Origin of the sequence: Citrobacter sedlakii NBRC 105722 (genome assembly GCF_000759835.1) — a bacterium.
Lineage (GTDB): Bacteria > Pseudomonadota > Gammaproteobacteria > Enterobacterales > Enterobacteriaceae > Citrobacter_A > Citrobacter_A sedlakii.
In genome coordinates this window covers 134,266-155,827 of the sequence record NZ_BBNB01000001.1, presented here as the reverse complement: position 1 = coordinate 155,827, position 21,562 = coordinate 134,266, and the positions used below count along the sequence as shown (strand labels likewise).

Genomic DNA, 21,562 nt, shown 5'->3' with positions numbered 1-21,562 from the left:
ACTACGCCGTTAATTATCAGGTTTTATTCATTTGAATAACCAGCCAGTGATGAATAACCGCAACAATATAACGTTGTTGCTCTTCAGTCAGCGCGTCGCCTTGCGGGATCGCATGCCATTTAGCAAGACAGCCGCGACAGCAGGTCGCCGTGGCATGCTGGGCAATAAAAACGGGATGCCCGCGCATCGGGGTTTGTTTGCCGTCGTTCAGCGGAATGGCGGGCGCAAGACGTTTTGCCACAAAGTCTGCGGCGTGCTGGTCAATAACCTCTGCGCCTTTATCCCAGCAGTACTGCCGTTCTTTCGGCCCGAGACGAAAACGGGAGCGAAACGTTGAACGGGAAAGTCGTGCAAACAGGGAATCAAATGTATTCATCAGTACACCGAACGACCTAACCGCTTTGTCAGTTGCTCCAGCGCGGCGATGCCCGCCAGCGAATTACCGGTCGGGTCCAGCTCAGGACTCCAGACGGCTATTGCCATTTCGTGGGGAACGATCGCCACGATCCCGCCGCCGACGCCTGACTTAGCCGGTAGGCCGACGCGCCAGGCAAATTCGCCGGCGTTCTGATACATTCCACTGGTCGCCATCAGCGCATTGATCTGCCGGGCCTGTAAAGGCGTCACCACCGGTTCATCAAGGTGAAACGCCTTTCCCTGATTAGCAAGAAAGACAAAGGTCCGCGCGAGCTCAACGCAATTCATCTTTAGCGCGCAGTAATGGAAGTAATTTTGCAGCACCGTCGTGACGTCATGATGGAAGTTACCGAAGGACTTCATCAGCCAGGCGATAGCGGCGTTACGGGCGGAATGCTCGAATTCAGAACGAGCGACCACCGTATCGTAACCGACGTCCGAAACGCCGCTCAGCGCACGGACAATTTCCAGCATGCGCTGACGCGGCGCGCTCAGCCGCCCCTGTAACATATCGCAGACCACCAGCGCGCCCGCGTTGATAAACGGATTGCGCGGGATCCCCTGCTCCATCTCCAGTTGCACCAGCGAGTTAAACGGCGAACCGGAAGGATCTTTTCCGACGCGCTGCCAGATCTCATCTTCCGCATAGTGGCGCATCGCGACCACCAGACTGAGCACCTTAGAGATAGATTGAATCGAAAAGCGTTCAGTCGCGTCCCCCGCCTGCCAGCGCTGACCGTCAACGGTACAAATCGCAATGCCCAGCCGGGCGCCGTCAACGGAGGCGAGCGCAGGGATGTAGTCAGCCACTTTTCCCTGGCCGATCAGTGGACGAACCTCAGCCAGAATGGTCTCTAAAATTGAATTGTCCAGGGCGATTGCCACCGTCTGCTCCTTGCCTGCCAGTCAGAAAAGGCCTGGGAGTATAGCAGAGCGAAATGTGTCACGTCAGGCCGGAAGGCGAAATCGCGCCACGGCGTTGATCAACTGATGTGACTCCGCATGCAATTGCTGTGAGGATGCCGACGCGGTATCCACCAGCTCCCGCGTATCGCTCGCCGCCCGGTTAAGCGCCTGCAACTGACGCGTCATCTCATGAATGCGGCTACCCTGATGCAGCGTGGCGGTAGAAATATCCTTTAACGACGCGCCCAGGTTATCCACCAGAGCCATCACCTGCTGAAGGTTTTTTTCCAGATGGTTTACCGCATCGGAACCCTCTTCAATCACCTCCAGCGAATGATGGATCAGCGCCTGGATATCCTGCGTTGACTGACTGCTCTTACGCGCCAGCAACCCCACTTCCCTGGCGACGACCGCAAAGCCTCGCCCCTGCTCCCCGGCATGTGCCGCCTCAATTGCCGCATTCAGCGCCAGAATATTGGTCTGGAACGCAACGTTATCGATAAGCGCGATAATCCCGCGCATTTCTGAAGAGCGATCGACAATCGCCTGCATCGAACGGTTGACCGTATCCATCATTCTGTCTCCGCCGGCAGCAATCGTCCGCGCGTCTTCCGCGCGCTGATTTGCCCGCTGCGCGATCCCGCTGTTATCTTCAACGTAATTTTCCAGTACAGACACCTGCGCCGTGACGTTATTCAGTTCTTCGCTTTGCCGGGCGGACTGCTGGTACAGCCGCTGATTGTTCTGCGCCAGTCGATCGATGTTATCCGCCATTGCCGCCGTCGCATCGCTCACCTGTTGAATAAGCTCGCGCAGTCCCTGCTGCATTGCGCCAATACGTTTCGAAAGCTGTGACACTTCACGATTAAACTGCGGCACCGCGGGTACTATCAGAGAAAGATCGCCTGCCGCCAGAATATTAATATGCCCGATAAGCTGACGCAGCGGCGTAATAACCCAGCGTGACATTCCCCACCACACGGCGACCGCAATTACCAGCAGCATGACAGGCAGCGCCCAGAACAGGCGCTGAAGGTTAAGCAAGCGATCAAGCAACTGCTGGCGTCCTTGCTCTCTCGCTTGTGCGTTAACCTTTTGCACCCGACTATAGTTCTCATTGAAATCGGCCTGGAATGCCTGTACCGGCACCGCAAAGAAGGCATCGATCGATTGTGTTTCGCTTAATCCCTCCACCTGCTCCGCTATCCCGCCGCTGAAGCGCTGATAGCTTTCCACCAGATCGGTATCCGCACGCGGATCCATCTTTCGCCAGGCGTCCCACGCCGCGCCGGACTGCTGAAGCGCCAGCCTTGCCTCATCAATAAGCGCTTGCCAGCTTCCTTCTGAGCCTGTCGCGGCATCCTGCATAAAGTACAATCCCGCGCGGTTAAGCAGGTCGCTTGCCGTCAGCAACGCGATACGCGACGCCTCCAGCGTTGCCTGCTGGCGTAGCGCCAGTTGATTGTGCTGTTCGTTCTCCCGCGCCTGACTGACGGAAAATGACAGCATCAGCGTGGAGGTCACCTGCAGCACGCTGAATAGCGCAATTATGCAAAAAATGCCGGTAAGCAGGCCAAACTGACGGCGGACAACACGGCGTAAAATTTGAGTTAAGTTCATAATATTCTTCAGTATCAACACGTTATACGCGAGTCTACGAAGCGTAAATGACAAAACTATGGCAGAAATATGACAGGTCGAATTGGATTACGCAGACGCCGGGTAGGCAGTGCTACCCGGCTGAGACAGGTTAGCTAACGCAGCGGGATTAAACGCGGTTCTTCCACACCGTCTGGACGTTGCAAAACTCATGCAGGCCAAAGTGAGAAAGCTCGCGACCAAAACCGCTCTTTTTCACGCCTCCAAACGCCACGCGGGCATCGCTGGCGCTGAAGCCATTAATAAAGACGCCGCCGCATTCAAGGCGAGCGGCCATTTCCCTGGCGCGAACCTCATCCGCCGTAAAAAGGGTCGCAGACAGGCCAAAATCGCTATCATTGGCCAGTTCCAGCGCGTGTTCAGCATTTTTCGCTACAGTAATGGCGGCAACCGGCCCGAACAATTCCTCACGGAACGCGGTCATTTCAGGCGTGACGTTAGCCAGCACCGTCACCGGGTAATAATTCCCCTTTCCGGCCATTTTCTCACCACCCAGCAGCAGTTGCGCCCCCTGCGCAAGCGTGGCCTGTACTTGCTCATGCAACTCGTCACGCAGATCGAAACGCGCCATCGGGCCAAGATCGTTGTGCTCGTCAAGCGGATTCCCCATTTTCAGCGCCGCGGCAGCGGCCACAAAACGTTCGGTAAACGTATCGGCAATCCCTTCTTCGATAATAAAACGTTTCGCTGCCGCGCAAACCTGCCCGGTATTCTGGTAACGTCCGGCCACCGCCGCTTTCACCGCCAAATCCAGATCGGCGTCGTTAAGGACAATAAACGGATCGGAACCACCCAGTTCAAGCACACATTTTTTCAGCGCCGCCCCGGCCTGAGCGCCGATTGCCGCGCCGGCGCGAACGCTTCCCGTGACGGTCACAGCGGCAATTCGTCGGTCCTGGATGACAGCGCTGACGCCAGCGTTATCGGCGTTCAACCAGCCATAAACGCCCATCGGGATCTCCGCTTCCGCAAACACTTGCGCGATGATTTGCGCGCAGCCCGTCACGCATGGCGCGGGTTTTAACAGGTAGCCATTCCCCGCCAGCAAAATCGGCACCGCCCCGCGCAGCACCTGCCAGAGCGGAAAGTTCCAGGGCATCACCGCCAGAATGGTGCCGAGCGGTCGGTACTCAATCACCGCCTGCTGATTTTCCACCAGCGTCGGCTCGGTCGCCAACATCGCCGGACCGTGCTCTGCATACCAGTCGCAAAGCGCCGCTGACTTAGCGACTTCGGCGCGCGCCTGTTTAACAGGTTTGCCCATTTCACGGGTAATGCACTGTGCCATTTCTTCACCATGAACACGCAGCGCCTGACCGAGATCACGCAGCTTTTGCGCGCGAAACGCCACACTGGTGCGCTTCCATGTCGCGAAGCCCTGCTCAGCAAGCGATAAAGCCCGCTCGATATCGTGCTGGCTGGCCCACGGTAACGCGGACAGCTGTTCGCCAGTATCGGGATTAACAGAAATGGCATGTGTTGCAGATGAAATCGTCACAGGGTTTCTCCATTGTTGGTTTTATCATCATCATGGACGCGTTTACTCTTTCCTTAAAATGAATAATATTGAGCAGGGTATTCACAAAATGAGAAAACTATGGACCTGACGCAACTGGAAATGTTTAACGCAGTGGCCGAAACGGGCAGTATCACGCAGGCTGCGGCCAGGGTGCATCGCGTGCCGTCGAACCTGACCACCCGGATACGCCAGCTTGAAGCCGATCTTGGCGTCGATCTGTTTATTCGCGAAAACCAGCGCCTGCGTCTTTCTCCCGCCGGGCATAACTTTTTGCGCTACAGTCAGCAGATCCTGGCGCTGGTCGACGAGGCGCGAATGGTAGTGGCAGGCGATGAACCGCAGGGCCTTTTTACCCTCGGTTCGCTGGAAAGCACCGCCGCGGTACGCATTCCGGCGACGCTGGCGGAATTTAACCAGCGTTACCCTAAAATTCAGTTCTCGCTGGCGACCGGCCCTTCCGGAAAAATGCTTGATGGCGTACTGGAAGGTCACCTTAACGCCGCGTTTATTGACGGTCCCGTTCCCCACCCGGGACTGGAAGGCATTCCTGTGTATAAGGAAGAAATGATGGTGGTCGCGCCACACGGTCATCCGCCGGTATCGCGCGCCAGCGATGTCAATGGAAGCAACCTGTTCGCCTTCCGCGCCAACTGCTCGTACCGTCGGCATTTCGAAAGCTGGTTTCACGACGACCAGGCCATGCCGGGCACAATCCATGAAATGGAGTCATATCACGGCATGCTGGCCTGCGTGATCGCCGGTGCAGGGATTGCGCTGATCCCCCGCAGTATGCTGGAAAGTATGCCCGGTCATCACCAGGTGGAGGCATGGCCGTTACCAGAAGAGTGGCGGTGGCTTACCACCTGGCTGATATGGCGGCGCGGCGCCATGACGCGCCAGCTGGAGGCGTTCATCACGCTCCTGAAAGGGACTTCAACGCCGGGTTAGGGGTCAGTTTGGTTAAGGTGATTCTTTGTATCTGTGTTTTGGCGGGATGTGAGAACTGTCATCACTCCCGCCCCAAGAAGTAACACTGCGCTCAGGAAAAAAGTACTTTTCCATCCCATACTGTCGAACACAAGCCCTCCGACCGTTGAGCCAAGCGCAATTGAGAGCTGGATGACAACAACCATGAGACCACCACCCGCTTCAGCATCTTCGGGCAGCGTTCGCGCTATCCATGTCCACCATCCCGTTGGCGCTGCCGTTGCAAACATCCCCCACAGGCTTAGCAATAAGGCAACTGTCCACGGGCGTTGTCCGGTCAGAAGCAATAAGCCGACAATGATAGCCATAAGTAACGGAATGGTGATTAATATCGGGTAAAACCTGGCATTGAGGAAGGTTGACACGAGCATGGTGCCGATAAAACCAGCCACGCCAATGGACAGCAAAATCAGGGAGAGACCGGAAGTATTAACTCCGGTCACGGTTTCCAGAAAAGGCCGCACGTAGGTAAACAGGGCAAACTGCCCAGTAAAGAACAGCCCACAGGCTAGCAGACCCACGGGTACAACAGAAACGCGGAACAGGCGCAGCACAGACCTCTGCGGTTTTTGTTCTTTCGCGCTTTCCATTGATGGCAGACTGACGCATTGCCAGATGAACGCGGCTATTGCAAGGGGGACAAGGCACAAAAAGGCGCCTCGCCAGCCGATGTTTGCCCCCAGGTAGCTACCAAGCGGTGCCGCCACAACGGTAGCCAGCGCGTTTCCGCCGTTAAATATCGCCAGGGCGCGGGGAACCTGGTGGTACGGCACTAACCGAATCGCAGTTGCCGCCGACATTGACCAGAATCCGCCAATGACGATACCAATCATCCCCCTCCCCAGCATATAAATCGGATAACCGGGCGCCAGTGCAATAGTAATTCCTGATATAGCCATCAACACTGTCAGCCCCAGCAGAAGATATTTACGATTCAGATCTCTGGCGATGCGAGAAATCGTCAGGCTGGTAAGCACCGCCAGTGCGCCAGAGATGGCAATACCTTGCCCCACCACCCCCTCCGTAACATTCAGATCGCGGGCTATGGGCGTAAGCAGGCTGACTGGCATAAATTCAGATGCAATGAGCACAAAAACGCAGAGCGTCATAGCAAAGATACCGCCCCAGTAAGCATGTGGTTTTGAATATGACGATGCAGGATTTAATACAGACATTATTAACTTCTCTTTATCACGTTCCGGGTAAATTCAGGCGCAGTAGGTATGCCGTTATTCAAGGAATAACGGCATCAAACGAGAGTGCAAGATGACATATTATTTTGAGTATCAGTCAGTTAAAAACCATCCGCCTATAGCGGATGGCCCGGCAACGTGTGCTCAGTGGATTATCTTAAGTTGGTCTCAAAGAACTGTTCAAATTTAGCAAATGGGATCTTACCCGCAGCGTTGTCGTATAAATCTACATGGTTTGCATTCGGAATAATCACCAGTTCTTTCTCTTTGCTGCCGATAGCCTTAAAGGCATCTTCCGCAAAATAGCGTGAATGGGCTTTTTCGCCGGTCACGATGAGTGTCGGGATAGTCACTTCATTGGCGTAACTCAGCAGTGGCATATTCATAAACGACAGAGGCATTGTCGCATTCCATGCGCCGGTTGAGTTGACCGAACGCTCATGGAAACCACGCGGCATGCGGTAATAATCAAAGAATTCTTTTAAAACCGGGTTCGGATTAGCAGGCAAGGTTTCCGGCAAAATACGCTCAGAAGTGGTTGCCTGGCCCTTCTCGTCGACATAAATATCATGTCCGCCGGGAGCGACAGTGCCGTTTTCGGCGTCTTTCCAGCGCTGGGCATTCAGATACTGCAATACGGTACGACGATCGGCGGTCGTGTAGCGGTCTTTACCCTCCCCCACGCCATGCCCCATCGCGCGGCTCATGTCATACATAACGCTGGTCGCCACGGCCTTAACGCGGGTATCCATCGCGGCATCATTTAAGGCCATGCCGCCCCAGCCGCAAATCCCTAGCAGGCCGATACGGTTGCGATCCACCTCTTTTTGCAGCCCCAGGAAATCAACCGCCGCGCTAAAATCCTCGGTGTTGATATCCGGCGACGCGACGTTACGCGGTTGGCCGCCGCTTTCGCCCGTATATGAAGGGTCGAAAGCCAGAGTAATAAATCCCTTTTCAGCCAACGTCTGAGCGTACAGGCCACTGGATTGCTCTTTGACCGCACCGAAAGGTCCGCTTATGGCAATAGCTGCCAGCTTACGCTCGCCGCGCTCTTTCGGCACGTAAAGGTCCCCAACTAAAGTGATCCCGTAGCGGTTCTGAAAGGTCACCTTACGGTGATCGACCTTGGTACTTTCGGCAAAGGTTTTATCCCACGTATTGATAAGCGAAACGGGGCTGTTAGGGTTGGATGTGTCAGCATAACTCATCGTCGTTACTCCACTTAATGACGCACATAGCAGCATGGCGGGGATCGTGGCCGTTAGTTTTTTGGTGAAAATGGTCATCAAAATACTCCTGAAAACGTTTTAGAAAACAGGTTTCATACGGACAACTCTGCTGTGCTTTGTTGCAATGCGAATATTATAATCAGCATAATTAGTGCTGATTAGAGGCTAAAAATTGCTAAAATTAATACCATGTTGTTATGAATAGTGATGATGATACGAGGGTATAAAGGTGGCAAAACGAGAAAACTACAACGATCTCTACCTTTTTATGCTGGTTGTTCGGGAAGGGAGTTTTACCGCCGCAGCAAAGCGTCTTGGCCTGGCGCAATCAGGAATAAGCCGCTCTGTACGTGAACTTGAAGATCGGCTGGGTATCCGACTTCTTGTTCGCACGACACGGAAATTATCGCTTACCCATGCCGGTGAGCAGCTCTACCGCACCGTCGAGTCAGGATTCGATGCACTTGATATGGGGCTTGCCACGCTGGCCCACTACCGCCAGACTCCATCGGGTTTAGTGCGCATCAATGCCAGCCAGCACGCTATCGATAAAGTGCTCTTGCCGAAGCTTGCGGTGTTTAAGCAGCGCTACCCTGATATCAGGCTGGAACTCATCAGTGAAAGTCGGTTTGTAGATATCATTACAGAGAGGTTCGATGCGGGCGTACGTCTGGGGCCAGAAGTTGGCAGCGGCATGATTGCAGTGCGCATCTCTCCCGATATGGAGATGGCCGTTGTCGGTGCGCCAGAACACTTTCGTCGCTACGGGTTTCCGCACACCCCGGAGGATTTAGTGGTTCATCCCTGCATCGCCTACCAGTTCGGCGACGGCAGTTTGTATGACTGGGAACTCCATCAGGAGGGTAAAAAAATCACCCATCGGCCACAGGGACAATGGGCTTTCGCTGACAGTTATATGGAAGCCAAAGCCGCCAGACTAGGATTAGGGCTGGCTTATGTCCCCGAAGAACTGGTTTCCGATGATTTAGAATCGGGGACGCTCATCAGAGTCCTACAACGTTATAGTCAGCGTCTGGAAGGATCATTCCTCTATTATCCACATCGTAATGTGTCGCCTGCTTTACGAGCGGTGATTGATGCCTTGAGAATTTAAGGGGTAAAGAGGATATTTAACACAAGGCCGGGACATGAACGGGTGAATAGCGTCCGTATTTGGCGCACAGTGGAAAGTAGAAAGGTCAAAAAACAACCTTAACGTACGATCATTTTCGATATCCAAACTGACCCCGGTTAACCCGTTATAATCTTACCCGTTAAATACGTTCTCGCCTTTCCGCCCATCAGTACCCGATCGTTTCGCCACTCGCAGCGCACGTCGCCGCCGCGAGCGGAGACCTGACGGGCAAGCATTTGCGTTTTATTGAGCTTTGCGCCCCAGTACGGAATGAGCATCGTATGCGCAGAGCCCGTGACCGGATCTTCCCATACCGCCTCGCCAGGGGAGAAAAAGCGACTCACAAAATCATATTCGCCGTCACCTGCCGCGGTTACCGAGACTTTATGTTCGCCGGGTCGCATTGCGCCAATCGCCGGGGTGAGCGACTCCACCTGTTGACGGCTTGCCAGCTCAATCATCCAGGCGCGTCCTTTGCGGGCGTGGAGATACTGTTCTATTCCCAGCGCGCGAAGCATTTCCGGCGGCGGCGTCTGTTCTTCGGTCGCGCCAGCGGGAAAGTCCAGTGTTAACCATTCGTCGCAACGCTCAACGGTCAGACGACCGGAAAGCGTATCAAAATGAAGTCTACTATCAGGATAATTAAGGTGACTGAAAATGACATGCGCGCTGGCAAGCGTGGCATGGCCGCAAAGATTAACCTCATTACGGGTGGTAAACCAGCGCAGGGAAAAACCGCTTTGCTGGCGGACGATAAAGGCGGTTTCCGATTGATTATGCTGCTGCGCCATCTTCTGCAGGATGGCGTCAGGCAGCCAGTCATCAAGCAGACAAACTGCCGCGGCATTGCCCCCGAATGCGCTATCGCTGAACGCATCAACCAGATAAAAATCAATCTCTTTCATGCCGTTGCCCCGTCTGTCATTGCTTTCTTGCAAAGTGGCATAAATACAGAATATTCACAAGCGTCAATCTCTTTTATGTGACAACGTCACTTATCCAGTAAAAGGAGATCTGAATCACAAAATGATTGTCTTTTCGCCAATAAACGTTTTAAGATCGCCTTCTCATCCTTTCGCAACTAACCCGACTCATTTCTATGACAACTCACACTGTTTCCCGCAAGGTCGCGTGGCTACGGGTAGTTACGCTTGCCATTGCAGCGTTTATTTTTAATACCACGGAATTCGTCCCTGTCGGTCTGCTGTCTGATATCGCGCAGAGCTTTCATATGCAAACCGCCCAGGTCGGGATTATGTTGACCATCTACGCATGGGTCGTGGCGCTGATGTCGCTGCCGTTCATGCTGCTGACCAGCCAGGTCGAACGACGTAAGCTGTTGATTGGTTTGTTCGTGTTGTTTATTGCCAGCCATGTCCTGTCGTTTCTGGCGTGGAATTTCACCGTGCTGGTGCTTAGCCGTATCGGTATCGCCTTTGCGCATGCGATCTTCTGGTCGATTACCGCCTCACTGGCGATCCGTCTGGCCCCCGCCGGGAAGCGCGCGCAAGCGCTGAGCTTAATCGCCACCGGCACCGCGCTGGCGATGGTGCTTGGCCTGCCGATCGGACGCATTGTCGGTCAGTATTTTGGCTGGCGTACCACATTTTTCGCGATCGGTATGGGCGCGTTGGTCACCCTCGTTTGTTTGATAAAATTGTTGCCGACATTACCCAGTGAACATTCCGGCTCGTTAAAAAGCCTGCCGCTGTTATTTCGCCGGCCGGCGCTGGTGAGCCTTTATCTACTGACCGTTGTCGTGGTAACCGCTCATTATACCGCTTACAGTTACATTGAACCGTTTGTTCAGACCGTCGCCGGGTTGAGCGCCAATTTCGCTACCGTGCTGCTGTTGGTGCTGGGCGGAGCAGGCATTATTGGCAGCGTCGTGTTTGGTAAGCTAGGCAACCAGCACGCGTCGGCGCTGATTAGCGTCGCAATCATGTTGCTGACGGTATGTCTCTTGCTGCTGTTGCCTGCGGCGGGCAGCGAAATGCATCTCGCCGTCCTGAGTATTTTCTGGGGGATTGCCATTATGGTGATTGGTCTCGGGATGCAGGTAAAAGTGCTGGCGCTGGCGCCCGATGCCACCGACGTGGCGATGGCGTTATTCTCTGGCATCTTCAATATCGGCATTGGCGCTGGCGCGCTGCTGGGCAATCAGGTAAGCCTGCACGGCTCAATGTCGTCCGTGGGGTACGTCGGCGCCGTCCCGGCGCTGGCCGCGCTGATTTGGTCGATCATCATTTTTCGGAAATGGCCTGTCTCGCTGGAAGAACAACCTCAGCATAGCTGATAAAGCGTGAATCCGTCCTGACCGGAAGGACCGACCAGGACGGTATGACGTGCGCATTAGGGGTAGGTTTTAATAATTTCCAGAACGCCGTTAATAATAAACTGCACGCCCATACAAACCAGCAAAAAGCCCATCAGGCGGGAAATTGCTTCAATACCGCCCTTACCCACCAGACGCATAATGGCGCCGGAACTGCGCAGACAGCCCCAGAGGATCACGGCGACGGCGGCAAAGATAATGGGCGGCGCAACGGTAATCACCCAGTCCGGGAAATCGGCGCCATGGCGTACCGTGGATGCCGAACTGATGATCATCGCAATCGTACCCGGACCTGCAGTGCTCGGCATTGCCAGCGGCACAAAGGCGATGTTAGCGGTGGGCTCATCAACAAGCTCTTCCGACTTACTTTTCGCTTCCGGCGATTCATGCGCCTTCTGCTGCGGAAATAGCATCCGAAAACCAATAAACGCCACAATTAACCCACCGGCAATACGCAGACCGGGAATGGAGATGCCAAACGTATTCATTACCAGTTGACCGGCATAGTAGGCCACCATCATGATGGCAAACACATAAACCGAGGCCATCAGCGACTGGCGGTTGCGCTCTGCGCTGTTCATGTTTCCGGCGAGGCCAAGAAATAACGCTACGGTCGTTAACGGATTCGCCAGCGGCAGAATCACCACCAGCCCCAGTCCTATCGCTTTAAACAACTCCATCATAATGGCTTCAGTTCCTGTTTCGATCGTCTGGCGGCAAGTATAAGTGGAAACCCGTCTCCTTCGCCATTCCGCGGCTGTAAGCATTCATGAGCGTCAAAAACTCATAATGTCTAATTATCATTAACATATTTGAACGTGATGCAGATCACGCAAAACGGCTTTTAGCAAATCGTGTGATCGGCCAATTCATTCGTTTGACTTATAGTTGCCTGGGCAATATTATCTGCCGTAACTAAATACTTGCCAGGGCAACCATTGTGAAAAGCACCAGTGACTTATTCAACGACATCATTCCGCTGGGTCGCTTGATCTACATGGTTAATCAGAAAAAAGATCGCCTGCTGAACGAGTACCTCTCGCCGCTGGATATCACGGCATCGCAGTTTAAGGTGCTTTGCTCGATTCGCTGCGCAGGTTGTATCACCCCGGTTGAGTTGAAAAAAGTGCTGTCCGTCGATCTTGGCGCGCTAACGCGAATGCTCGACCGTCTGGTCTGTAAAGGCTGGGTCGACCGACACCCTAACCCGAATGACAAGCGCGGCGTGTTGGTCACACTGACCGAACACGGCGCGGCAATATGTGAGCAATGTCATCAATTAGTAGGGCAAGACCTGCACCAGGAATTAACAAAAAACCTAACGGCTGACGAAGTGGCAACGCTTGAGTATTTGCTCAAGAAAGTTCTGCCGTAAAAACAAAAAGAGGTATGACGATGTCCAGACGCAATACTGACGCTATCACCATTCATAGCATTTTGGACTGGATCGAAGATAACCTGGAATCGCCGCTCTCACTGGAAAAAGTGTCTGAGCGTTCAGGTTACTCCAAATGGCACCTGCAGCGGATGTTTAAAAAAGAGACCGGCCATTCGTTAGGTCAGTACATCCGCAGCCGTAAGATGACGGAAATAGCGCAGAAATTAAAGGAAAGTAACGAGCCTATTTTATACCTGGCCGAACGTTACGGTTTCGAGTCGCAGCAAACGCTGACCCGGACCTTCAAAAACTATTTCGACGTTCCGCCGCATAAATACCGTATTACCAATATGCACGGGGAATCACGGTATCTGCACCCGCTAAACCATTGTAGCTAAAATCGCCTGTAAACGACGTAATCGAGGAAATCATGAAACTGTTGTCTTCTGTAATGCTGGCCCTGCTGCTGGTTATTTCCGGCCAGAGCGTTGCAGAGCAACCCGCCCAGCTTTCGACATCAGATAATCGCGACACGATGCTGATTCCAACCGCTCAGGAACAGTCACCGTTCGATCTGAACCATATGGGCACGGGAAGCGACAAGTCCGACGAACTGGGCGTGCCTTATTACAACCGGCACCGACTCTGATTCGTCTTGCCCCGCCTGCGCGGGGCTTTTTTAGTCCTTCTCCTCAATCTTGTGATACAGTCCAGCCAGATTCTCCACCGCGAATTTTTTGTAGATATTCCTGCGATGATGGCAAACGGTCTTTTCGCTCAGATTAAACTGTCGCGAAATTTCTTTATTCTTCTTACCAAACATGATGTAAGGCAGCAGACTCACCTCTTTTTGTGACAGCTGGGCTTCCTTTTCCAGATGATACAATTTCATGTTTTTGGTAATGACGATTTTTTGATTTCCTTCTTTAAAATTCTCCAGAAAGCTGCTGATTTTTTTGATCACAGCCTTACAGTCGATACTGAATTCCGAGATTGAATTGATAATAATATTATCAATGGTGCTTTCGTAGCACCGCTCTCGGGTAATCAATACGATATAACTCTCAGGATAGTGAGATTTAAAATCGAACAATTCACTCAACAGTTGGGTATTGCTTTCGCCATAGTCCACAATAATGGCTTTGATCTTAGCAATACTTTTTTTGTGAATCTCGCGAATATGATTAACATAGCGGACTTCTGAAAATGAATGATGCTCTCTTCTGATTTCTTCAATAATATAGCCAAATCCTTTCTTAAAGTATCCACACGATGTGATAACAACAATCACGTTTCCATTCCTTTGACATGGTTTTTATAAAACTATTTACAGCATATTTTAAATGGCCCGCAAATCAGAAGGCTCCCGGCAGTATAAGATAATTCTTAATCCCGGAGTAACAAAATGTGCTACCACGCACAGTTTTGGTGATGAATTTAATTTTAAGCACCATATAAAACAAAGTGTTATGCCAACATTAGGATTTTTCTTAAGTCGTAATCTGACGTCCTATATCACTCATTCTCGTCGTTTGCTAAATTTCGAAATGTAACTAAGGGTAAATAGTTTCCTGGTTCACTACTTTTCAAGGTTCCTCAGCAACTGGATGGCAAATATTATGGAAAATAAATTAAGCCTTACCCCTCTGGCTAAAAGTATTAGCCTGATTGTCGGCAGTAGCATGGTGCTTTTTGCCGCGCCCGCAGCTGCTGATTGCACAACGTACACGGACGGGATCTGTAATTTGAAAGAATTTCAGATGACCTCCCCTGTTAAGCCGACACCGACTGCCTGGTATCTTACGCTGCCTACCCAGGAGGCGGCCATCAATGCCCAGGCACAAACACAAAACGTCTATTTCGCCAGCGGTACATCATCGCGTAGCGCAAACGACATTCAGCATCTGGTCGTCGATGGCGCAAATTTAAGCGGTTATTACATTAACGCCAGTAAAAATGGTACAGCGGGAATTCACCTGGTAAATAACGCTACCGTTGACTGGCTGGAAGCGGGTGGGAATCTCACAAATAAAACCAACACGATCATCACGGTGGATAAATCCACATTGAATGGCGCTAATGCGAATACGGATTATGACGAGACGCAGAAAGCGCCCCAGCGCAGTAAATATTACGCCCGCGGTTCGGCGATCTACCTCTCGTATTACGATACCGGCGATAACACCATCGACATCCGCAACGGCAGTGTGCTGAATGGCCGGATCCTGACCGGCAGCGCAGGAAAAAATAGTATTTCGGTCAGCGACAGTGCGATTAACAAAGGCAATATCAACGTCGCCTACGCGAAAGACGATATCACCATTGCCGTAGATAACAGTGCGATCGATACCCGCGATGCAGCAATAGCTAATGAAAATGCGATTCTTATTTCCGGCGGCAATACCGATAAAACCAACAGCGTCACGCTGAAAAACAAAAGCCAGCTAACCGGCTCGCTGAAAATTGCCGCGACTGGCGGTCTGAATACGGTGACGGTTGATGACAGCACCCTAAAGGCCACCACTGCCGCAAATGCTATTGATATCGCCAAAGGTAAGACCCTCGACCTGACGCTGGCAAACAGCCAGGTGACAGGCATAACCGCACTGGCCGCCAGCGACCGTCTCAACGCAGCGCTGACGGCCAGTCAGATGACCGGCGATCTGCTGTTGAACACGGCTACAACCACCTCCGTCGGTCTGGTGGGCTCCGGATTGACCGGCTCTGTTAACGCCAGCGCGCTTAGCGGCGAAGTGGATCTGCTGCTTAAAGACAGCCAGATCTCAGGCGACGTGACGTTAAAAGACGGGGATATTGTGCGTGGCAATGTGATTCTCGATAACGCCCAGGTCGGCGGACAGCTATATGGAAACGCCAACAGCACCCTGACGCTCATGGAATCGATGACTCAACTGCAGGGCGATAAATTCAGCCGCTTCGGTAAACTCAATGTGCGCGCCACCACCACCCTCGGCGGCGGTTTTAGCGACAATAACGTTGGAACCCTGCTGGAGGTAACAGGTGGCGTGATTAACGCCCCCGTGGCCCTCTCTGCCGGCAAACTGATTTTTAACCAGGCCAGGCTGATTGCCGATTCCCTCTCTTTGCGCGACAGCGCGTCGCTGGAGTTGACCCAAAACAGTCATCTGGAAACCCACTCCAGCCAACTGTTCAGTACTGTCGCCAACGTTGATGGCGCAACGCAGTTTAATGAGACCGGCAGTCGCCTGACCCTGAGCGAGAGTACCCTGACCCTGACTGACGACACCTACCAACTTGCGTGGCTGAAGTCGGTTAACCAGTTGCTTGGCAGTCAGTCCGGCGCCTCGCTTGTCATGACCGGGCAACTGATGAATAACGACACCGTCACCGGCGAAGCGACAGTGACTGACGCCGCCACCGCTGGCGCAGTTCTCGCGAACGTCGACGTCGTGGCGGACAAAAACCGGGTCGTTGTCGGTAGCGCACAGGCGATGTCAAACCAGGAAATCGCTGTCGCCAACAGCTTTGGCGCCGCCAGTCTGCGTCTTGAAGGCGCAGGCGATGCTTCCGTCGCTATCGTTGGTGGGAAGTCGTTAACCCTGACCGGCGCATCTGGCGGCTCGCTGATCAGCGTGGCGGGTAATCCCGACGCGGAGGTTAACGTTGACGTGGAAAGCGGAAGCCTGAATCTTGGTACGCTGGCCACCGCGAATACCACTGATTACCTTCGCGGACAGCTGAATATTGGTCAGGATGGCGCGCTGAACGTGGTGTCCGGCGATCATACGGTCACCAGCGCCGCCGCGTCGGGGATCGTCAGCCAGGGGGAAATCAGTATCGGGAATCAGGCTGTACTGCACGCGAACGTCGAGCTGGTCGGCAGCGGCGCAATGGCCGTTGACGGTACTCTCGACGCCGGGAAACTTCTCGCCACCGCCGACGCTGACGGACTCAGCCAGGCGAAAATCTTTGTCGGTCACGATGCTGCTGCGGGCAAATTGATTGCCAGCGAGGTGGATCTCCACGGCGCCAGCGTTTTCATCGACCCTCAATGGCAACAGAACGCCACCATCGACACGGCGTCTCAGGCCGCGTTTGGCGGGGAGAACGTTAACGGCCGTCTGACGGTCGGGCAAAACGCGTTGCTGGTGCTGGGCGACACCCGCCTGCAACCGGCGATCGATGACTTCGCCAGCACCGGGCTGGCATGGTCGCCAACCGGCGTCACCGCAGCGCTGGCTATCGCAACGCCGCAAACCCTCATCGCCTCTCAGGGGGGGATACGGGTGGACGGTTCGCTCAGCCAGCCGTCCTCTGACTATGCCGCAACGCTGAACCGGGCGCAGTTTGGCGAACAGTCACTGCTGATAGTGAACAGCGAAAGCACAACGCGCGGTAACGCCGCGTTGAACGCCACCGACGGCAACCTGGATGTGGCCTCCTCAGCGCAATTGTATGTTAAAGACGCCAAAGCGAATCAGAACTACACGATTGCGCACGGTTTCAACAACATAGAGATCGCCGGTTCCGGCTGGCAGGACAATAACCTGATCCTCAATAAACTGCTGAGCGCGAAGACCACCTGGCAGGAAGGCGATGTGATTGTCACCACAGTCGCAAAAGCGGCCCAGGACGTACTGCCCGGCGTGGTGACAACACATGCGCTGGATACCATGATCGCTCAGGGCATCAACGACACGCAAAGTGGCGCTGCGGGATTGCGCTTCCTTTCACAGGCGGTAGAAAGCCCGCATATTGGCGTCCAGGAGGTGGTAAACACCGTTAACAGCGCCGCGCAACTGGCCGTCGCCGCAGGGGTTCAGGCCACGACGCTGGCAACCGGACTTGCCGCATCCCGGACGATACAGCAACGCATGTCGCTGGCTCATCCTGAATTCGCCGCCGGAGACGGTACCGTCTGGGTCCAGGCCCTCTACGGCAACCAGCGGGCGCGCGACTTTTCTGCCGGACAGGCGGACTATGGCTTTGATACCGACTACTACGGCGTGATGCTTGGCGGTGAAGGGGCCTGGGACTCCGCGATTGGACCAATGCGCACCGGGATCGCCGCCCATGCCGGTCGTGGTAACACTGATTCTTCCGGCGACTTCAACACCACGCATAACGACTTCGATTTCTGGGGCGTTTCGCTGTACCAGAACTGGCGTCGTGATGCGGTTAACGTCACCGCGGATATCGGCTTTAGCGCGAACAGTAACGATATCGAACAGGATCTGCCCGGCTGGACGAATCAGGGGCGCAAACTGAATGGCGATGTAGACTCACAGTTGCTGACCGCAGGCTTAACCGCCGAGTACCGCGTTGAAAATCAGGTTGTAAATGTCATTCCTTATGCAGGCGTACGTTACAACCAGCTTAAAACCAAAGGCTTTACTACACGGAACGCGAATCATGAAACGGTCTTTAAAACGGACGAAGAAACCCAGAACATCTGGCAGTTCCCGGCGGGGGTAAAATTGAGTAAAACCTTCGCCCTGGATTCAGGATGGGATCTGTCCACCCAGGCGGATGTCGCGGTCATCACCCGTGCAGGCGATACCCATTCTGACACACGGATCCGAGCCCAGGGCATCAGCGCGACAGACGCCATTACGGCGAACATCACTGATAAAACCGCCTTTGCCGGACAGTTAGGCATGACGCTGCATAAAGGCGATATGGCCTGGGGCGTGGGTTACGGCGCCAATGTGTCTGACCATAGCAGCGATCAGAAAGTGATGGTCAGTTGGCAACTGACGTTCTGACCGGTAAGCCGCATGGAAACATGCGGCTTTTCTGCGTCTGCTATCCCCTGACCTGCGCGATATTGCGCCAGCGAAAACCAAACACGTTAATGTAGAGTCCCGCCATAATCAGCACCGCGCCAAGGCATTGCAGTCCGCTCAACGTCTCGTCAAGCAATACCGCGGCGCTCGCCAGGCCAACCACCGGCACCAACAGCGACAGCGGCGCCACGCGCCAGGTTTCATAACGCCCAAGCAGCGTGCCCCAGATACCGTAACCCACAATTGTGGCGACAAACGCCAGGTAGACCAGCGACAGGATCGTCGTCAGGTCAATGTCGACGAGGCTCTGGATCATGTGGGGCGCGCCATCAAGCAGTAATGACGAGACAAAGAATGGCATAATCGGAATGAGCGCGCTCCATACCACCAGTGACATCACTGGCGGTCGCGACGCATGCTGCATAATCTTTTTATTAAAGATATTGCCGCAGGCCCAGCAAAAGGCTGCCGCCAGCGTCAGCATAAAGCCGAACAGCGCCACGTGCTGACCGTTGAGGCTGGCTTCAATCAGCACCAGCACGCCGAATACAGCAAGCGCGATCCCGGCGATTTGCCTGCCCTGTAAACGCTCGCCAAAGGCAAACGCGCCGAGCACGATGGTGAAAAAGGCCTGTGCCTGCAGCACCAGAGACGCCAGCCCGGCAGGCATACCAAAATAGATGGCGCAAAACAGAAACGCGAACTGGCCGAAGCTAATCGTCAGACCGTATCCCAGCAGCAGCGTGAGCGGAATGTTAGGCCGCGCAACAAAGAAGATCGCAGGGAAAGCCACCAGCAAGAAGCGTAACCCCGCCAGCATCAACGGCGGCATATTGTGCAGACCCACTTTGATCACCACAAAGTTAAGCCCCCAGACCACCACGACCAGTAATGCTAACAGTCCGTCTTTTCGCGACATACCACCGCCCTGAAATATTAAATTTTTGTAAACAAGTTAAAGTAGCGTAAAACATTAGCACGCAACAGATCATTAATTCTGGTAGGGATAACAGTGCACGATCGAACAATTTATCCGCTATACATCACATTTTTGCCGTGCTATTCCTTAAAAGTCATTGAGCACAAAAATATAACGAAACGAGAACCCACTGTCGGGCATAGACATGAACAAAACGCTAAGACGATCCACCCTGGCTTTACTTGCTTCTTCCCTGTTACTGACGATTGGTCGCGGCGCAACGCTGCCCTTCATGACCATCTATTTGAATCGCCAGTATCATCTGAGCGTGGACGTGATCGGCTATGCCATGACCATTGCGTTAACCATCGGCGTTATCTTTAGCCTCGGTTTTGGCATTCTTGCGGATAAGTTCGACAAAAAGCGCTACATGCTGCTGGCAATCTCCGCCTTTGCCTTCGGTTTTATCGCTATACCGCTGGTACATAACGTGGTGCTGGTCGTGCTGCTGTTCGCGCTAATTAACTGCGCTTACTCAGTGTTTGCTACCGTTCTGAAGGCCTGGTTTGCCGATAACCTGTCACCCGCCGCGAAGGCGAAGATTTTCTCGCTTAACTACACGGTACTGAACATCGGCTGGACCGTCGGGCCGCCGCTCGGCACATTACTGGTGATGCAAAGCATTAATCTGCCCTTTTGGCTTGCCGCAATCTGTTCCGCCTTCCCGCTGGTGTTTATACAGCTTTTGGTTAACCGTTCGACCGCGCGCGCTGAGGCAGATACCCGCGTGGCCTGGTCGCCGTCTGTACTGCTCCAGGATAAAGCCTTGTTCTGGTTTACGCTGTCAGCGTTTCTCGCGTCATTCGTCAGCGGCGCATTCGCGTCCTGTATCTCTCAGTACGTCATGGTGGTCGCAGACGGCGATTTTGCGGAGAACGTGGTGGCTGTCGTCCTGCCCGTTAACGCGACGGTGGTTGTCGGTTTGCAATATGCCGTTGGCCGCCGACTGACGCCCGGCAATATTCGCCCCCTGATGGCTTTCGGGACCGTCTGCTTTGTCATCGGTCTCGCCGGTTTCATGATCGCCGGAGAAAGTCTCTTGCTTTGGGGGATCGCCGCCGCAATCTTCACGCTTGGCGAAGTCATTTATGCGCCGGGCGAATATATGTTGATCGATAACATCGCGCCGTCGGGCATGAAGGCCAGCTATTTTTCTGCGCAATCGTTGGGCTGGCTCGGGGCGGCGGTCAACCCCCTCGCCAGCGGCGTGATCCTAACAGCCTTCCCCGCCTGGACGCTGTTTGCTGTGCTGATGGTGGCGATCGTCGTCGCCTGGGCGCTGATGCTGAAAGGCATGCGCGCCGGACCCTGGAGCCAGCCTGCGCTGTGTTAATCACCTGCGGGCGGTATCAGATTGCGACCAGCCCGCGCACCCCCTCCGTTTCCATGTTTTCTCCGCGCCCGCGCTGAATAATGCTGCCCCGCGACATCAGCAAATACTGGTCCGCCAGTTCGGCGGCAAAGTCATAAAACTGTTCGACCAGCAGTATCGCCATATCACCACGGCGCGCGAGCTGGCTGATGACCTGACCGATCTCTTTTATCACCGAAGGCTGGATACCTTCCGTGGGCTCATCAAGGATCAACAGTTGTGGACGACTCGCCAGCGCGCGTCCGAGTGCCAGCTGCTGCTGCTGTCCGCCGGAGAGATCGCCCCCCCGGCGATGCTTCATCTCATGCAGAACCGGAAAAAGCGCATAGATATCCTCCGGTACCGTTCTCGCCTCGCGCCCTGAAAAGCGGGAAAGTCCCAGTAACAGATTCTCTTCCACCGTCAGGCGCGGGAAGATCTCTCGCCCCTGCGGCACATAGGCCACGCCCGCCTGCACCCGCTGATGCGGCTTGCGATGGGTGATGTTTTTTTCCTGCCAGGTGACTGTACCGGTGCGCGCCGGGATCAGCCCCATCAGGCATTTCAGCAGCGTCGTTTTACCCACGCCGTTGCGCCCCAGCAGACAGGTCACTTCGCCGATTTTCGCCTCGAAGGACACGCCGCGCAGGATATGGCTTCCACCGTAGTATTGATTCAGTTCATTTACCTGTAGCATTTGCGT

Annotated in this window: 19 protein-coding genes; 8 read left to right on the top strand and 11 right to left on the bottom strand. The window is 54.0% G+C overall.

Going from position 1 to position 21,562, the window contains the following annotated elements:
• Nucleotides 1-16: 16 nt before the first annotated feature.
• From CSE01S_RS00780 to sad, 4 genes are all read right to left on the bottom strand, one after another.
• Nucleotides 17-376, bottom strand: coding sequence for a DUF4186 domain-containing protein (locus tag CSE01S_RS00780; RefSeq protein ID WP_042282964.1), 360 nt, complete (start codon nt 374-376; stop codon nt 17-19).
• Nucleotides 376-1,302 carry a glutaminase B gene (gene glsB / locus CSE01S_RS00775; RefSeq protein ID WP_042282961.1) on the bottom strand — a complete coding sequence of 309 codons (927 nt, stop codon included), beginning with the start codon at nt 1,300-1,302 and terminating at the stop codon, nt 376-378. Before glsB ends, CSE01S_RS00780 begins: the two co-directional genes overlap by 1 nt.
• 63 nt (nt 1,303-1,365) lie before the next feature.
• Nucleotides 1,366-2,943 (bottom strand): methyl-accepting chemotaxis protein, encoded by a 1,578-nt coding sequence (locus CSE01S_RS00770; RefSeq protein ID WP_042282959.1) that lies wholly within the window; start codon nt 2,941-2,943, stop codon nt 1,366-1,368.
• Between the two features lie 148 nt (nt 2,944-3,091).
• A complete protein-coding gene (gene sad / locus CSE01S_RS00765) occupies nt 3,092-4,480 on the bottom strand; it encodes a succinate-semialdehyde dehydrogenase (RefSeq protein WP_042282957.1) in 1,389 nt (462 codons plus the stop codon).
• Nucleotides 4,481-4,579: 99 nt separating this feature from the next.
• Between sad and ptrR the strand changes: the two genes are divergently transcribed.
• Nucleotides 4,580-5,449: a putrescine utilization regulator PtrR gene (ptrR, locus tag CSE01S_RS00760; RefSeq protein ID WP_042282955.1), complete on the top strand. Its 870-nt coding sequence runs from the start codon at nt 4,580-4,582 to the stop codon at nt 5,447-5,449.
• Here ptrR and CSE01S_RS00755 read toward each other — a convergent pair.
• A complete protein-coding gene (locus tag CSE01S_RS00755) occupies nt 5,446-6,663 on the bottom strand; it encodes an MFS transporter (protein ID WP_042282953.1) in 1,218 nt (405 codons plus the stop codon). The genes ptrR and CSE01S_RS00755 overlap by 4 nt on opposite strands.
• 170 nt (nt 6,664-6,833) lie before the next feature.
• A complete protein-coding gene (locus CSE01S_RS00750) occupies nt 6,834-7,970 on the bottom strand; it encodes an alpha/beta hydrolase (RefSeq protein WP_042282951.1) in 1,137 nt (378 codons plus the stop codon).
• A 172-nt stretch (nt 7,971-8,142) separates the two neighbouring features.
• Between CSE01S_RS00750 and CSE01S_RS00745 the strand changes: the two genes are divergently transcribed.
• Nucleotides 8,143-9,027, top strand: a complete 885-nt coding sequence (locus CSE01S_RS00745) for a LysR family transcriptional regulator (protein ID WP_042282949.1) — start codon at nt 8,143-8,145, stop codon at nt 9,025-9,027.
• Nucleotides 9,028-9,164: 137 nt separating this feature from the next.
• Here CSE01S_RS00745 and CSE01S_RS00740 read toward each other — a convergent pair whose 3' ends face one another.
• Entirely contained in the window at nt 9,165-9,953 is a 789-nt protein-coding gene (locus CSE01S_RS00740; protein ID WP_042282947.1) for a PhzF family phenazine biosynthesis protein, read from the bottom strand.
• 194 nt (nt 9,954-10,147) lie between these two features.
• On the opposite strand from CSE01S_RS00740, the gene CSE01S_RS00735 reads away from it, so the two are divergent.
• On the top strand, nt 10,148-11,344 hold the full coding sequence (locus CSE01S_RS00735; protein ID WP_042282944.1) for a sugar transporter: 1,197 nt from the start codon (nt 10,148-10,150) through the stop codon (nt 11,342-11,344).
• Nucleotides 11,345-11,400: 56 nt separating this feature from the next.
• Here CSE01S_RS00735 and CSE01S_RS00730 read toward each other — a convergent pair whose 3' ends face one another.
• Entirely contained in the window at nt 11,401-12,066 is a 666-nt protein-coding gene (locus CSE01S_RS00730; RefSeq protein ID WP_042282942.1) for a MarC family NAAT transporter, read from the bottom strand.
• 257 nt (nt 12,067-12,323) lie between these two features.
• On the opposite strand from CSE01S_RS00730, the gene marR reads away from it, so the two are divergent.
• From marR to marB, 3 genes are read left to right on the top strand one after another with little or no spacing between them, the layout of a single operon-like run.
• Nucleotides 12,324-12,758 (top strand): multiple antibiotic resistance transcriptional regulator MarR, encoded by a 435-nt coding sequence (gene marR / locus CSE01S_RS00725; protein ID WP_042282939.1) that lies wholly within the window; start codon nt 12,324-12,326, stop codon nt 12,756-12,758.
• A 20-nt stretch (nt 12,759-12,778) separates the two neighbouring features.
• A complete protein-coding gene (gene marA, locus CSE01S_RS00720) occupies nt 12,779-13,159 on the top strand; it encodes an MDR efflux pump AcrAB transcriptional activator MarA (RefSeq protein ID WP_148365360.1) in 381 nt (126 codons plus the stop codon).
• Between the two features lie 32 nt (nt 13,160-13,191).
• A complete protein-coding gene (gene marB, locus CSE01S_RS00715) occupies nt 13,192-13,410 on the top strand; it encodes a multiple antibiotic resistance protein MarB (protein WP_042282936.1) in 219 nt (72 codons plus the stop codon).
• Nucleotides 13,411-13,440: 30 nt separating this feature from the next.
• On the opposite strand, the gene CSE01S_RS00710 is transcribed toward marB, so the two are convergent.
• The gene (locus CSE01S_RS00710; protein WP_042282935.1) at nt 13,441-14,052 is read right to left on the bottom strand and encodes a LuxR C-terminal-related transcriptional regulator; all 612 of its coding nucleotides are present in this window, start codon (nt 14,050-14,052) and stop codon (nt 13,441-13,443) included.
• A 328-nt stretch (nt 14,053-14,380) separates the two neighbouring features.
• On the opposite strand from CSE01S_RS00710, the gene CSE01S_RS00705 reads away from it, so the two are divergent.
• On the top strand, nt 14,381-18,508 hold the full coding sequence (locus CSE01S_RS00705) for an autotransporter outer membrane beta-barrel domain-containing protein (RefSeq protein WP_042284687.1): 4,128 nt from the start codon (nt 14,381-14,383) through the stop codon (nt 18,506-18,508).
• A gap of 40 nt (nt 18,509-18,548) precedes the next feature.
• On the opposite strand, the gene eamA is transcribed toward CSE01S_RS00705, so the two are convergent.
• Nucleotides 18,549-19,448, bottom strand: coding sequence for an O-acetylserine/cysteine exporter (eamA, locus tag CSE01S_RS00700; protein ID WP_042282934.1), 900 nt, complete (start codon nt 19,446-19,448; stop codon nt 18,549-18,551).
• A 205-nt stretch (nt 19,449-19,653) separates the two neighbouring features.
• Here eamA and ydeE point away from each other — a divergent pair, with 205 nt between their 5' ends.
• Entirely contained in the window at nt 19,654-20,841 is a 1,188-nt protein-coding gene (gene ydeE / locus CSE01S_RS00695; protein WP_042282933.1) for an efflux MFS transporter YdeE, read from the top strand.
• A gap of 16 nt (nt 20,842-20,857) precedes the next feature.
• On the opposite strand, the gene urtE is transcribed toward ydeE, so the two are convergent.
• Nucleotides 20,858-21,556, bottom strand: a complete 699-nt coding sequence (gene urtE, locus CSE01S_RS00690) for an urea ABC transporter ATP-binding subunit UrtE (RefSeq protein WP_042282932.1) — start codon at nt 21,554-21,556, stop codon at nt 20,858-20,860.
• Between the last annotated feature and the right edge of the window lie 6 nt (nt 21,557-21,562).

Coding starts and splice junctions, on each gene's coding strand:
- CSE01S_RS00780 (WP_042282964.1), bottom strand. CDS start 376: ATGAATACATTTGATTCCCTGTTTGCACGACTTTCCCGTTCAACGTTT.
- CSE01S_RS00770 (WP_042282959.1), bottom strand. CDS start 2,943: ATGAACTTAACTCAAATTTTACGCCGTGTTGTCCGCCGTCAGTTTGGC.
- ptrR (WP_042282955.1), top strand. CDS start 4,580: ATGGACCTGACGCAACTGGAAATGTTTAACGCAGTGGCCGAAACGGGC.
- CSE01S_RS00755 (WP_042282953.1), bottom strand. CDS start 6,663: ATGTCTGTATTAAATCCTGCATCGTCATATTCAAAACCACATGCTTAC.
- CSE01S_RS00750 (WP_042282951.1), bottom strand. CDS start 7,970: ATGACCATTTTCACCAAAAAACTAACGGCCACGATCCCCGCCATGCTG.
- CSE01S_RS00740 (WP_042282947.1), bottom strand. CDS start 9,953: ATGAAAGAGATTGATTTTTATCTGGTTGATGCGTTCAGCGATAGCGCA.
- CSE01S_RS00735 (WP_042282944.1), top strand. CDS start 10,148: ATGACAACTCACACTGTTTCCCGCAAGGTCGCGTGGCTACGGGTAGTT.
- CSE01S_RS00730 (WP_042282942.1), bottom strand. CDS start 12,066: ATGATGGAGTTGTTTAAAGCGATAGGACTGGGGCTGGTGGTGATTCTG.
- marA (WP_148365360.1), top strand. CDS start 12,779: ATGTCCAGACGCAATACTGACGCTATCACCATTCATAGCATTTTGGAC.
- marB (WP_042282936.1), top strand. CDS start 13,192: ATGAAACTGTTGTCTTCTGTAATGCTGGCCCTGCTGCTGGTTATTTCC.
- CSE01S_RS00705 (WP_042284687.1), top strand. CDS start 14,381: ATGGAAAATAAATTAAGCCTTACCCCTCTGGCTAAAAGTATTAGCCTG.
- eamA (WP_042282934.1), bottom strand. CDS start 19,448: ATGTCGCGAAAAGACGGACTGTTAGCATTACTGGTCGTGGTGGTCTGG.
- ydeE (WP_042282933.1), top strand. CDS start 19,654: ATGAACAAAACGCTAAGACGATCCACCCTGGCTTTACTTGCTTCTTCC.
- urtE (WP_042282932.1), bottom strand. CDS start 21,556: ATGCTACAGGTAAATGAACTGAATCAATACTACGGTGGAAGCCATATC.